Origin of the sequence: Streptomyces sp. NPDC087422, from assembly GCF_044744145.1 — a bacterium.
In the GTDB taxonomy this organism is placed as follows: Bacteria; Actinomycetota; Actinomycetes; order Streptomycetales; family Streptomycetaceae; genus Actinacidiphila.
In genome coordinates, this window is the sequence record NZ_JBIUXT010000019.1 from 69,538 (window position 1) to 81,679 (window position 12,142).

The window sequence follows — 12,142 nt, forward strand, 5'->3', positions numbered from 1 at the left end:
TCGCTCAGTTGCGCGCCCACTTCTGATTGCCGCCGTTGTTGCAGGTCCAGATGTCCAACGGCGTGCTGTTGGCCGTACCCGTGCCGACGGCGTCCAGGCAGGTGCCGGAGGCCACGTTGACGACCGTGCCGTCGGAGCGGACCCGCCACTGCTGGGCGGCGCTGCCGTCGCACGCGTTGATCTCCAGGCCGGTGCCGTCCGCGGTGGCGTGGCCGATGGTGCCCAGGCACTTGGTGTCGTAGACGGTCAACTGGTTGGTGGCGGTGGACGTCCAGGTCTGCTGATTGCCGCGGTTGCAGTCCCACAGCGCGGGTTTCGTGCCGTCGGCCTGGCTCGCGGCGGGCACGTCCACGCAGCGGCCGGAGTCCTGGCCGGTGAGGGAGGCCGCGACGGCGCCGCGGTCCCACTTCTGGTTGGCGCCGTTGTTGCAGGTCCACAGTTCGAGCGGGGTGCTGTTCGCGGTGCCGGCGCCGGTCACGTCGAGGCACTTGCCCGAGCCGACGTTGACGACGCTGCCGTCCGCGTTGACGTTCCACTGCTGACCTGTTGCGCCGGTGCAGTCGGAGATGTCGACGGCCGTGCCGTCCGCGGCGCCGCCGCCCGCCGCCTCCAGGCACTTGGTGCCGTAGACCATGAGCTGCTTGGCGGGGGTGGCGGTCCAGGTCTGGTTGGTGTCCCCGTTGCAGTCCCACAGGGTGACCACGGTGCCGTTGGCCTGACCGCGGGCGGGCACGTCGGCGCAGATCCCGGAGTGCCGGTCCTTGAGGAAGCCGCTGACGTTGCCCGCGGCCTTCGGGGTGATCGCGAGGTTGTCGAACTGGTCGGTCTGGTAGCCGACGACACCGAAACCGACCTGACCGCTGGCGTACGAGCCGTCGTTGACGGTGCCCAGGGTGGCGCCGTCGAGGGTCGCGGTGATCTGGTCGCCGGAGAAGCCGATCGTCACGGTGTGCCAGGTGTTGAGCGCGAGCGCGGCGTGGCTGCCGGACGTCAGCGTGCTGAGGTTGCCCGAGCTGGTGCTCTTCGCGATCGACCAGGCTCCGGTGTTGGAGAGCCGCACCTGGTAGGCGGCCTGGTGGCTCTGGGGCCGCGACTGGGTACCCGCCCGGCCCAACAGGGTCACGGTGCCCGTCTGTTGGAGGTTGACGTCGACTCCGGCCGTGTAATTCGACCAGGTCGTGTCGCCGACGAGGGTGAACGCGTCGGAGTCCTCCTGCCACTCGATCGGCTTGACCGGCGCCACCTGCTGCACGCACTGCCCCGTCCGTCCGCCGGCGCAGGGCCGCGCCTCGAAGGAGCCCTGCATGTCGGAGAGATACCGGGCCTCGGTGTTGGTGGCGACGGCGTCGAAGGTGTCGGAGTACGGCAGCGGCAGCGCGTGCGCCGCCGGGCCGGTGGCGGTGCCCTTGCCCTGGCCGGTGGTCGTGGTGACCGTGTAGACGTAACCGGGTTGCAGCGTCAGGGAGTACGAGCCGCCCGACGGGGTGATGTCCTGCGTGTGGACGAAGGAGGTGGCCGCGCTCGGCGCGTTCACCTGGGTGGCCCAGACGTGCACGGCGCCGGTGGACAGGCCGCCCTGGACGTGGAGGTTCACCGTCTGCGCGGCGGTGGCGGTCGTGGTCTCCAGCACGGTGGAGTAGTCGGAGGTGGTGTTCGACTTGATCGTCACGTAGGTGCCGTTGGACTCGGCGCCGCCGAGGTAGCCGGAGGCGGAGTCGATGAACTTCCAGCCGGGCTGGGTGAATTGGGTGACCTGGGCGGTGGCCCAGGTGCTGGCGCCGATGGTGTAGTTCCCCGACCAGGGCGAGTTGGCGGTGGCCAGGCCCACCGTGTTGTACGGCAGATTGGGGTAGATCGCGGCGAGCAGCGGCCAGTTGAAGTAGCTGACCATCTTGGCGTCGGTGTAGCCGCGGGTAATGGCCCTGATCAGGGCGGGGGCTCCGGTGTTCATGTCCTGCGAGCCGTTCTCGCTGTCCCACAGCGGCTTGCCGTTGTTCTGCGCGGCGGTGGTGCTGCTGCACGTGTCGGCGCTGCCGCCGTCGCCGCCCGCGCAGGAGTAGTGCGTGCCGATGATCGAGACGGCGTTGTTGAACGCCGCGTTGTTCGCCATGTCGTCGGCCACGCCCCAGCCGCTGTCGTCGGCGACGAGTTGCACACCGGAGTATCCGGCGGCGTTCAGCGCCGCTCGCAGTTGGACGTACCAGTTGACGTCGTGCCCGCGCTCGTTCCAGCCGCCCAGGTACTTGATCGTCAGGCCGTGCTGCTTGGCGCAGCCGAGCCAGGAGATCAGGTAGTTGATCGTGTCGGTGGACCAGAAGCCGCCGTTGATCCAGCCGGGCGCGGCCCAGGCGAGGCCGTAGAGACCGATGTTCGGATTGCGGGCCCTGGCCTGTTCCGCGAGCCAGAATTCGTATCCGGCGTCGCAGTTGATCTGGCCTTTGACGTGTTCGATCGACGGTTCCGAGCCGTCGGTGGAGTTGGCGTCGCCGCCGATCTCCAGTTTCAGCAGTTGCAGGTTCGCGCCGTAGCCGGGCTTGAACAGGTAGTCGAGGATCTGCGCCTGTTGCGCGGCCGGGTAGTCGGTCAGCAGCCGGGAGTTGCCGCCTCCGCCGCTGATCGCGCCGATGCCGTCGAAGGTCCGGCCGCCCTGTGTCCCGTCCACCGTGATCGTGGTGGTGGCCGCGTTCGCGGGGGCGACGCCGACGGTCAGCAGTGCGATGAGCAGCCCCATGACCCACAACGGGGCAAATCTCCATGTTCGTAACATGACTGAACCCTTCACCGTGGGGGGATGGCGTTCAGTGTGTTGTCATGTTCACTTCTTGGTCAATATGGCGAACGAAGAAAACAGAAACAAACGTCGACAGTCGTCGTCAGCGGGCCGCGCCGTCGCACGGCGCTCGAAGTGGATCAGCGGGGGGGGCGGGAGCGGTGAGAGCGGGAGCGGTGAAGGCGGGAGTTGATCAGCGCGGCCCGGTCGGCCGGGGAATGGGCCTTCGGCGCCCGGTGATCGGCCGTCTCACCGCCGCGGCCGTTCGACGGCCGTGGTCACATATCTCACGGGAATACGAAAAGGGAGCGTCGGCTCACGGGAGGAGGACATCCGGGGAGGAAACTCTCCCCCTCACGCGGCCGGCCGCCGGTGCGACAATGGCTGGCATGACCGGCGACGCGCACATGAATGAGCTGGGCGAGTTCCTGAAGGCCCGGCGGGCCGAGCTCGGCCCGCGCACCGTGGGGCTGCCGGACCCCGGTACACCCCGGCGGGTGCCCGGGCTGCGCCGGGAGGAAGTGGCGCAGCTCGCCGCGATCAGCACCGACTACTACACCCGCCTGGAGCAGGGCCGTATCCATGCCTCGGTGTCCGTGCTGGCCGCCCTGGCCCGGGTGCTGCGACTGGACGACGACCAGCGCGACTACCTCTTCGGGCTGGCCGGGAAGACACTCGTGCGACCGCGCCGCCGCACCCGGCAGAAAGTCCAGCCGCAATTGCGACGGCTTCTGGACGACCTCGGTGCGACACCCGCCATTGTCATGGGCCGTTGCATGGATATCATCGCGTGGAATTCGCTCGCCTCGGCGCTCATCACCGATTTCTCGGCCATCCCGGAAAAGCACCGGAATTACGTGCGGATCATCTTCACCGATCCGTCGATGAAATCGCTCTACGCGGACTGGGAGAAAGTGGCGCGCACCTGCGTGTCGCAGCTGCGGATGGAGGCCGCCAAGTACCCCGACGACCCGGGGCTCGTCGAACTGGTCGGTGAACTGTCCGTGCAGGACGAGCAGTTCCGCCAGTGGTGGGCCACCCATCAGGTCGCCACGCTCAGCGTGGGCACCAAGGCCCTGCGCCATCCCGTCGCCGGGGAGCTCAGTCTGGACTGGGACACCCTGACCGCGAGTACCGACCCCGACCAGCAGCTCATCGTCTGGACCGCGGAGCCGGGCAGCCGTACCCACGAGGGCCTGCGCTTCCTCGCCTCCTGGGCCGCGTCCCACCTCCCGGCGGGTGGCACCCCCGCATCGGCCGCTGAGGAGCACCCGCTCGGCTGACGCGCCGGCCCGCACCCGGCCGGGCGGTGGCTTCAGCCGGTCACGTCCATGCGCTGGGTGCCGATGACGGACAGCAGCCGCAGCGCCTCCTCGGACGGCGAGCCGGGCGTCGCGGTGTAGATCACGACCTGCTGGTCCCGGTCGGCGATGTCCAGGACGTCGCAGTTGACGGTGACCGGCCCGACCAGCGGGTGTTGGAAGGTCTTGCGGAGGGTGGGCTCGCTGCGCACGTCGTGGGAGGCCCACAGCTCGCGGAATTCCGCGCTCCCGGCCCGCAGCTCGGCCACCAGCTCCGTCACCTCGGGGTCTTCGGGGTAGCGGGCGGCGACGGTACGCAGCCGCTGGGCGGCGTTGCTCGCGAAACGGTCCACGTCCGACACCCCGTACAGCCGCTGCCCCTGCCGGTGCGGTCCGAGGAAGGCGCGGCGGACGAAGTTGCGGTCGCGGCGCGGCAGGGCGGAGAAGTCCTCCATGAGGGCCGCCGCCAGGTCGTTCCAGGCGATGACCTCTCCGATCGCGGACATCACGGTCGCCGCGGCCTGCGGCAGGCGGTCCAGCAGGTCGAGGATGCTCTGACGCACCTCGCGCGAGGGTCCTGCGGGCGGTCCCGGCGGGGCGCCCGCGAGGTGATGGAGATGGTCGCGCTCGACGTCCGTCAGCCGCAGCGCACGGGCCAGCCCCGCCAGGACCTCGCGGGACGGGCGGGGGCCGCGGGCCTGTTCGAGCCGCGTGTAGTACTCGGTCGAGATGAAGGCGAGCTGGGCCGCCTCCTCGCGGCGCAGCCCCGGCGTGCGGCGCCGGGTCCCGGCGGGCAGCCCCACCTCGGCAGGGGTGATCCGCTCGCGTCTGCTGCGCAGGAAGTCGGCCAGTTCTCGTCTGTCCACCTCCCCAGTGTGCTCGCGTGCCGCCGGGCGCAGCCAGGTACAGCCGGTGCCTGGCTGCGCCCGGAAGTCCGGCGCACGCTCGATGCCATGAACACCACACCCAACGTCGACACACCCACCACCGACACCACCGCGACCGGCGCCGCCACCGGGCTGCTGGCGGACAAGGTCGCCCTCATCACCGGCGCGGGTCGCGGCATCGGCGCCGCCGCGGCCCTGCTCTTCGCCCGCGAGGGCGCCCGCGTCATGCTCGCGGCCCGTACCGAGGCGCAACTCAAGGCCGTGACCGAGCAGGTCGGGGCGGCGGGCGGCACCGCCGACCACGTGGTGTGCGACCTGGCCGACGCGGTGAGCGTACGCGCGGCGGTCGACCGTACGGTGGAGCGGTTCGGCCGCCTCGACGTCGCCTTCAACAACGGCGCCACGAACGCGTCACCCGGCCCGCTGGACCAGGTACCGGAAGCCGACTTCGACCGCCTCTACGCCGTGAACCTCCGGGGTCCGTGGCTGGCGATGGCCGCCGAGGTCGCCGCGATCCGGGCGACCGCGGGGACCGGCGCCATCGTCAACAACTCCAGCGTCGGCAGCCTGCGGGGCAACCCCGAACTGCCCGCCTACGGCGCGATGAAGCGGGCGGTCAACAGCCTCACCGAGTCGGCCGCCGTCACGTACGGTCCCGAGGGCATCCGCGTCAACGCCATCGCTCCCGGCGGCACACTGACCGAGATGATCCACGCCTGGGCGGCGGAGTCCCCCGGTCTGCTCGACCGGATCACGGCGCACACCCCGCTGCGCCGGGCCGCCGACCCCGCCGAGATCGCGGAGGCCGCCGCCTGGCTGCTCAGCGACCGCGCGTCCTACGTGACGGGCACCGTCCTGCGGGTGGACGGCGGCGCGGCGGCCTGAGCCGCGCGGCCCGCGGCCGTCGCCGGTCGTCGGCGGGCGCCACCGGTTATCGGCGGGCGTCACCGGGCGGCGGGCGGCGGTGCCACTCGCGCCGTCACCACTCGCGGGCGGCGATCAGTTCCTCGACGTCCGCGTCCTCGAAGCCGTAGGCCGTCGCCACGAACCAGATGTCCCCGCCTATCTCCTCCCGTGCGACGGTCTCGATCTCGCTGCCCGCGGCGTCGAACTCCGCCTCCAGAGCGTTGAACCGCTCCGTCGCGACCGCCGTCAGCGCGTACAGCGCCTTCAGGTCCCCGGGCCGCTCCGCCTCGATCCGCTCGCACAGGTCCAGCAGGATGGCCTTCCCCTTGTCGAGGACGTGGTCGGGAAAATACTCGTCCTCGTACAGCACCTCGAGGAACGCCCGTTCCTTGACCTGCTGGTTGGTGATCGTCATGGCGACGCCCTCCCCTTCTGCCCTGGATCAGCCCCGCGTCCAGTGTGGAATGTCCGACGTCTCCGATCGTGCACCACACCACTGACAACGCCGGTGGCGCGACGGCCGTCGGCCGCCGCGCCCCGGTCGCGTGAGCCCGCGCCTCAGCGCGGTCCGGCGCCGCTCGTCGCGGGCTGGCTCAGGTCAGCTCGGACTGCACGTCACCGTCGGCCACGTCCAGGCGCCGTTGGTCTGGATCGTCACACCCCAGTTGTTGCCGCTGCCGTTCGGCTTGGCGGTCAAGACCTGGGCACTGGGGTACGTGGCGTTGATGTTCCACGTCGCGATGATCTTCTCCGGCGCCGGAACGTTCATCGTCACCGTCCACGAACTCGACCCGGACACCGCCACGTTCAGGTTGTACCGGTCGCTCCACTGCTGACCGGCGGAGAGGGTCGCGGTGCAACTGCCCCCGCCACCGCCCCCGGTGGTGGACCCGGTCGTGCCGCCGGTCCCGCCGCCGCTCGTACCGCCGCTGTCGGGGGCGACGGCGCGGCCGGTCTGCGGCGAGATCATGCCCGCGCACAGGCCGCGGCTCGCCAGGCCCTGCGCGATCCGCGGGATCGCGGCGAGCGTGTTGGCGGGCCACTCGTGCATGAGGATGATCTGGCCGTTGGTGAGCCGGGCGTTGGCCTGCACGATCGCGTCGGTGCTCGCGCCGTTCCAGTCCTGCGAGTCGACGTCCCAGATGATCTGGGTCAGACCGTACTTGGCCTCGACCGACTGCAAGGTCGTGTTGGTCTCGCCGTACGGCGGACGGAACAGTTTCGGTGTGCCGCCGCCAGCCGCGGCGATGGCCTGCTGGGTCCTGGAGACCTCCGAGTCGATCTGGGCCTGGCTCTCCTGGATCAGGTGGGGGTGGGTGTAGCTGTGGTTGCCGACCCACATCCCCGCGTTGATCTCGGCCTGGACCTGGGACGGATAGGACGCGGCGAACTGTCCCTCGTTGAACATCGTGGCCCGCAGGCCGTTCTGCCGAAGGGCGTTGAGGACGCTCGGGGTGTGGTCGTTGGACGGACCGTCGTCGAAGGTGAGTCCGACGTACCCGTTGCAGGTGGCGGCGTGCGACGGGGTGGCGTCGACGGTGAAGGTGACGACGCTCGCCACCGCCGTGGCGGCGACGGCAAGTCCCGTGATCAGGGAACGCAATGACATGTGCGGTCTGGTTCGCATGTGGGGGGCCTCCTTGTGGTGGCGTTGCGAACTCCGTGGGGGGATGACGGGGCCACGCGGTACCGGTACACGCGGTGCCGCGAAAGGCGGTGCCGGGCAACGCGGTCCGGGGATACGGGCGTACGGGCAACGCGCGTACCGGCGTACGGCGTCAGCTCGGACTGCACGACACCGTCGGCCAGGTCCAGGCGCCGTTGGTCTGGATCGTCACACCCCAGTTGTTGCCGCTGCCGTTCGGCTTGGCGGTCAAGACCTGGGCACTGGGATACGTGGCGTTGATGTTCCACGTCGCGATGATCTTCTCCGGCGCCGGGACGTTCATCGTCACCGTCCACGAACTGGAGCCCGAGACCGAGACGTTGAGGTTGTAGCGGTCACTCCACTGCTCACCGGCGGACAGCGCGGCCGTGCAACTGCCCCCGCCTCCGGTGGAGCCCCCGGTGGTGGACCCGCCGGTGGTCGAACCACCCGTGGTCGACCCTCCGGTGGTGCCGCCGGTGCTTCCCAGCGTGATGTTGGAGTTGCCGCTGCTCTGGTAGCCCTCGGTGGCGAGGATCATGTAGTTGAAGCTGCCGAGGCTCATCCCGTGGCTGGCCCACGCGTCGAAGTGGTTGCCCGTGGTGATGGTGCCGCCGGTCCGCTTCGACTGCCGGACGCTCCAGTACTGGTTGAAGGTCCGAGTGCCCTCGATCGACGGGGCGTTGACCCGAGTCGTCTCGTAGATGTCGTACGTGCCGCCGTCGCTGGTGACCGTGCCCTTGTACGTGCCGGTCGGCCGGTAGGTGCCGTAGTTGTCGACGACGTAGTACTCGACCAGCGGATTCGTCGTCCATCCGTACAGCGACAGGTAGGCGTTGCCCGAGGGGTTGAAGCTGCCCGAGTAGGCGACGCTCCGGCGTCCGCCGGTGGCCCAGCCCTTGCCTGCGACGAAGTTGCCGGCATTGCTCCACGAGGTGCTGTAGTTGCCGCCGGAGCCCAGGTTCATGGAGACGGATCCGCCGCCGTCGGTCCAGAACGAGTAGTAGTAGCCGTTGTTGGTGCCGGTCTGGTTCGACGTGATGATCGTGTCGGCGTTGGCGGTGCCGGGCAGGATGAGCGCGGCCACGCCGACCAGCGCTATCGCGCAGGCGCCGCTGATGAGCAGCCGGAAACGGCTGAGCAGCCCTAACGGGCGCCGCCTGCGGCTCATGTGGGGTGCGGGTGCGGGTGCGTCGTTCATGTGCGTGCTTCCTCCTCGTCTCGTGAGGACCGTCTGCCGCGACAGTGTTGAGCGGAGCACGTCATGTGTCAACACTTTCGGCACCGATTACGAAAGCTTCGCCACCAGTCAGGCGTGCGGCACCAGTCGTTTCCGCAGGCAGACGCGCATCAATAGCCGGAGGAATTGGTTGACCCACAAAACCGCCGAGCCGCGAGATCACCTCCAAGGGGATGAAATCCCGAATGTTTCGGAGAGCCTTCCGAGCGCGTGGGCGAGGTCTACGACCGGCGGGCGAGATCGGCCGAGACGTTGTCCGCGAGACGGCGCAACAGGGTCATGGCGGCCTCGGTCTCCCGAGGTGACAGACCCATCGCCGCGCCTATCGCGGGGGGTACGTCGCGGGCCCGGTCGCGCAGCGCGTCGCCCCGCTCGGTGAGGATGACGCGGACGGTGCGCTCGTCCTCGGCGCTGCGCTCGCGGCGGACCAGACCGGCCGCCTCCAGCCGCTTGATCAGCGGGGTGAGGGTGCCGTAGTCGAGTTGCAGGGCGGCGCCGACGTCCTTGATCGGGACGTCGCCGTGCTGCCAGAGCACCAGCAGCACCAGGTACTGCGGATAGGTGAGGCCGAGCTCGTCCAGCAGCGGACGGTAGCGGCTGGTGACCGCACGGGAGGCCGCGTACAGCGCGAAGCAGAGCTGGTCGTCCAGGAGCAGGGTGAACGCGGGCTCGGCGTCGGCGGCTTCCGTGCTGTCCATGCGGGGCGGCCCTCCTCGGGGACGGGTGACGGGGTCGACCGATCAGCCTAGCTTCACCATGAGGCAATTTCAACGTGCACGATTAGCTTGTACACGAGCTAATCGTGTCCTAGTCTTCTGGAGTGTGGCTGGCTCGCCCTGCCGAGCACGACAGGGCACGGCCGAGCACGATCCACCACGACACGCCGGCCCGGAGCGCACCCGGAGCCGACGCCCACACCGTCCGTCCCTCCCCTTCCGTCCCACGAGGAGCCCCCGTCATGTCCGAGTCCACTCCCGCAGCACCCGTCCTGGAACCGGCCGCCGCGGAATTCGCCGCCGCCACGGCCAACCCGCCGTATCTGTTCGACCTCGGCCCCGTGGCGGGCCGCAAGACGGTCGACGAGGTGCAGTCCGGCGAGATCGACGCGCCCGAGGTGGACGAGGAGTGGGTGACCGTCGAGGACGGCCCGACCGAGTCCGTACGGGTGCGCGTCGTCCGTCCCAAGGGCGCCGTCGGAACGCTGCCGGTGATCCTCTACATCCACGGCGCGGGCTGGGTGTTCGGCAACGCCCACACCCACGACCGGCTGGTGCGCGAACTGGCGGCCGGTGTCGGCGCGGCGGTGGTCTTCCCCGAGTACGACCTGTCCCCCGAGGCCCGCTACCCGGTCGCGATCGAGCAGAACTACGCCGTCGCCCGCTGGGTCGTCACCGACGGCGCGGCCAAGGGTCTGGACGCGAGCCGTATCGCGGTCGCCGGTGACTCGGTCGGCGGCAACATGGCCGCCGCGCTGACCTTGATGGCCAAGGAGCGCGGTGATGTGCCGCTCGTCCAGCAGGTGCTGTTCTACCCGGTCACCGACGCGAGCTTCGACACCGATTCGTACCAGCGGTTCGCGACCGGTTACTTCCTGCGCCGCGACGGCATGCAGTGGTTCTGGGACCAGTACACGAAGGACCCCGCGCAGCGCGCCGAGATCACCGCGTCCCCGCTGCGCGCCACCACGGAACAGCTCACCGGGCTGCCGCCCGCGCTGGTCGTCACCGGTGAGGCCGATGTGCTGCGCGACGAGGGCGAGGCGTACGCCGACAAGCTCCGGCAGGCGGGTGTCGCCGTCACCGCGACCCGCTACCCCGCGATCATCCACGACTTCGTGATGCTCAACGCGCTGCGCGGCACGCAGGCGGCGGAGGGTGCGATCAACCAGGCGGTCACCGTGCTGCGTTCAGCGCTCGGCACCGACTGACCGTCACGGCGGCCCGCGACGCGCTCGCCTGCGCCTCACACCAGCGAGCGCGCCAACGACCGTCCCCACATGCCCATATGGCCGAACGCCTCGGGGTGCCACATCCCCACCCCGAGCACGGGCACCACCAGCAGGATCGCCAGGACGAGTGAGGTCTCCCCCAGGGTGGACAGCTCGTAGCGCTCCACGAGGGTGCCGAGCACCATCAGGCCGACGAAGACGACGACGCACAGGGCGAGCAGATCACCGATCGCGTACCAGGTCACGGCCTCGGCGCCCGGGTGCTCCCAGCGCGCGTAGGTGAAGCTGGTACCGGCCAGTATGGCCGCGAGCAGCAGGCCGCAGCCGGTCAGGACGGTGCACCAGGTCGTCCAGACCGGGGCCGGCGGCTTGCGGTCCTCCGGCGGGTCCGCCTCGTCCGTCTCCCGGTCGTCCTTCGAGTAGCCGTCCGCGCGGCCGTCCGCCGTCTTCGGCGTCGCGGCCGATCCGGTCACGGCGTCGGCGGTGTCGTCGGCCGGACCCGGTTCGGGGCCGGGCTCCACGAGTACGCGTACGGCGGCGGCCCGGGCGTCGTACGCCTCGAGCTGTTCGTCGGCGCTCTCCAGCGCGAGGTCGAATTCCCGCAGCCGGGCGATCGCGGCGCCCACCCGGGAGCCCTCGTCGGCCCCGGAGCCGGGACCGTCGTCCACGACCGGGGTGCGGGACGGGCCAGGTCGCGTACGGGCCCGGCCCTGCTCCACGGCCGACCGCCGGACGCCGACGGCCAGCTCCTCCGCCGCCTCTCGTTCCCTGCGGGCTCTGGCCAGCAGGGACTCCGCGGCGACCAACCGGTCCTGGTGGTCGGCCAGTTCCCTGCGCCGCGGCGGGGCGTCGATGCCGACCGCCTCATTCGCCCGGCGCTCCAGGACCGCGCACCACGCCTGGAGGTCGGCGACGAGTCCCATCAGCGTCTGGACGACCGCGCCGATGACCGAGAGCGCTTCCCGTACGAGCAACTGGCTCTTGTGCTCTTCGTCGGTCCCCGCGCCCGACCGCGGTTCCAACTCCGGCACCGCTCCGGCAGGATCCCCCTGCGACATCGACCCGCCCCTGTCCTCGACCGGCTCTTCGGTGCCGCCGCGCCCCCGCGTCGGCAGTCCCCGACGTCCATCAGATCACCTGCTCCGGCGATCGGCCACCCTGTTTCGCGCGCCACGCCGGGAGGGTTTCCCGACGGGTCGGCCGGACTCCGCCGCCGCGGCGGGCGGAATCGGACCGTCCGCCCGCGCGGGCCGCCGGGGCCCGGACATGGCGGGGCGCCTCCCTGCCCGGGGATGGCGGTGCCGGGCAGAAAGGCGCCAGGTGCGCGAGCCGCTGCCGTTAGGGCCTAGCTGTATTGACCTGGAGGGTTGTTGACGCGGGTGATGGGTGGCTGGCCGCCGAGTGCGGTGTGGGTGCGGTGGTGGTTGTAGGTGTGGAGGAAGTCT

The 12,142-nt window shown here is 70.3% G+C and carries 10 protein-coding genes and 1 pseudogene; 3 read left to right on the top strand and 8 right to left on the bottom strand.

The window, feature by feature from the left end:
• Positions 1-4: 4 nt before the first annotated feature.
• Complete coding sequence (locus ACIO6U_RS35425) at positions 5-2,731, bottom strand: ricin-type beta-trefoil lectin domain protein (RefSeq protein ID WP_401725489.1); 2,727 nt, start codon at positions 2,729-2,731, stop codon at positions 5-7.
• 428 nt (positions 2,732-3,159) lie between these two features.
• Here ACIO6U_RS35425 and ACIO6U_RS35430 point away from each other — a divergent pair, with 428 nt between their 5' ends.
• Positions 3,160-4,053 carry a helix-turn-helix domain-containing protein gene (locus ACIO6U_RS35430; RefSeq protein WP_401725492.1) on the top strand — a complete coding sequence of 298 codons (894 nt, stop codon included), beginning with the start codon at positions 3,160-3,162 and terminating at the stop codon, positions 4,051-4,053.
• 32 nt (positions 4,054-4,085) lie between these two features.
• Here ACIO6U_RS35430 and ACIO6U_RS35435 read toward each other — a convergent pair whose 3' ends face one another.
• A complete protein-coding gene (locus ACIO6U_RS35435) occupies positions 4,086-4,937 on the bottom strand; it encodes a helix-turn-helix transcriptional regulator (RefSeq protein WP_401725495.1) in 852 nt (283 codons plus the stop codon).
• Positions 4,938-5,024: 87 nt separating this feature from the next.
• Between ACIO6U_RS35435 and ACIO6U_RS35440 the strand changes: the two genes are divergently transcribed.
• Positions 5,025-5,843: an SDR family NAD(P)-dependent oxidoreductase gene (locus tag ACIO6U_RS35440; protein WP_401725498.1), complete on the top strand. Its 819-nt coding sequence runs from the start codon at positions 5,025-5,027 to the stop codon at positions 5,841-5,843.
• A 94-nt stretch (positions 5,844-5,937) separates the two neighbouring features.
• On the opposite strand, the gene ACIO6U_RS35445 is transcribed toward ACIO6U_RS35440, so the two are convergent.
• The 4 genes from ACIO6U_RS35445 to ACIO6U_RS35460 form a co-directional block, all read right to left on the bottom strand.
• Positions 5,938-6,279 carry a DUF5713 family protein gene (locus ACIO6U_RS35445; RefSeq protein WP_401725501.1) on the bottom strand — a complete coding sequence of 114 codons (342 nt, stop codon included), beginning with the start codon at positions 6,277-6,279 and terminating at the stop codon, positions 5,938-5,940.
• Between the two features lie 183 nt (positions 6,280-6,462).
• On the bottom strand, positions 6,463-7,491 hold the full coding sequence (locus ACIO6U_RS35450) for a polysaccharide deacetylase family protein (RefSeq protein WP_401725504.1): 1,029 nt from the start codon (positions 7,489-7,491) through the stop codon (positions 6,463-6,465).
• A 151-nt stretch (positions 7,492-7,642) separates the two neighbouring features.
• A complete protein-coding gene (locus ACIO6U_RS35455; protein ID WP_391162210.1) occupies positions 7,643-8,680 on the bottom strand; it encodes a glycoside hydrolase family 11 protein in 1,038 nt (345 codons plus the stop codon).
• Positions 8,681-8,970: 290 nt separating this feature from the next.
• Positions 8,971-9,447 (bottom strand): MarR family transcriptional regulator, encoded by a 477-nt coding sequence (locus ACIO6U_RS35460; protein WP_355349192.1) that lies wholly within the window; start codon positions 9,445-9,447, stop codon positions 8,971-8,973.
• Positions 9,448-9,707: 260 nt separating this feature from the next.
• Between ACIO6U_RS35460 and ACIO6U_RS35465 the strand changes: the two genes are divergently transcribed.
• Positions 9,708-10,676, top strand: coding sequence for an alpha/beta hydrolase (locus tag ACIO6U_RS35465; RefSeq protein WP_401725507.1), 969 nt, complete (start codon positions 9,708-9,710; stop codon positions 10,674-10,676).
• A gap of 35 nt (positions 10,677-10,711) precedes the next feature.
• Here the strand turns inward: ACIO6U_RS35465 and ACIO6U_RS35470 are convergent, their stop codons facing one another.
• Entirely contained in the window at positions 10,712-11,755 is a 1,044-nt protein-coding gene (locus ACIO6U_RS35470) for a hypothetical protein (RefSeq protein WP_391049828.1), read from the bottom strand.
• 287 nt (positions 11,756-12,042) lie between these two features.
• Positions 12,043-12,142: pseudogene (locus tag ACIO6U_RS35475) on the bottom strand (IS481 family transposase); the annotation flags it as partial.

Excerpts from the sequence above, each read along its gene's own strand:
- ACIO6U_RS35425 (WP_401725489.1), bottom strand. The coding sequence starts at position 2,731 with ATGGGGCTGCTCATCGCACTGCTGACCGTCGGCGTCGCCCCCGCGAAC.
- ACIO6U_RS35430 (WP_401725492.1), top strand. The coding sequence starts at position 3,160 with ATGACCGGCGACGCGCACATGAATGAGCTGGGCGAGTTCCTGAAGGCC.
- ACIO6U_RS35440 (WP_401725498.1), top strand. The coding sequence starts at position 5,025 with ATGAACACCACACCCAACGTCGACACACCCACCACCGACACCACCGCG.
- ACIO6U_RS35445 (WP_401725501.1), bottom strand. The coding sequence starts at position 6,279 with ATGACGATCACCAACCAGCAGGTCAAGGAACGGGCGTTCCTCGAGGTG.
- ACIO6U_RS35450 (WP_401725504.1), bottom strand. The coding sequence starts at position 7,491 with ATGCGAACCAGACCGCACATGTCATTGCGTTCCCTGATCACGGGACTT.
- ACIO6U_RS35455 (WP_391162210.1), bottom strand. The coding sequence starts at position 8,680 with ATGAGCCGCAGGCGGCGCCCGTTAGGGCTGCTCAGCCGTTTCCGGCTG.
- ACIO6U_RS35460 (WP_355349192.1), bottom strand. The coding sequence starts at position 9,447 with ATGGACAGCACGGAAGCCGCCGACGCCGAGCCCGCGTTCACCCTGCTC.
- ACIO6U_RS35465 (WP_401725507.1), top strand. The coding sequence starts at position 9,708 with ATGTCCGAGTCCACTCCCGCAGCACCCGTCCTGGAACCGGCCGCCGCG.
- ACIO6U_RS35470 (WP_391049828.1), bottom strand. The coding sequence starts at position 11,755 with ATGTCGCAGGGGGATCCTGCCGGAGCGGTGCCGGAGTTGGAACCGCGG.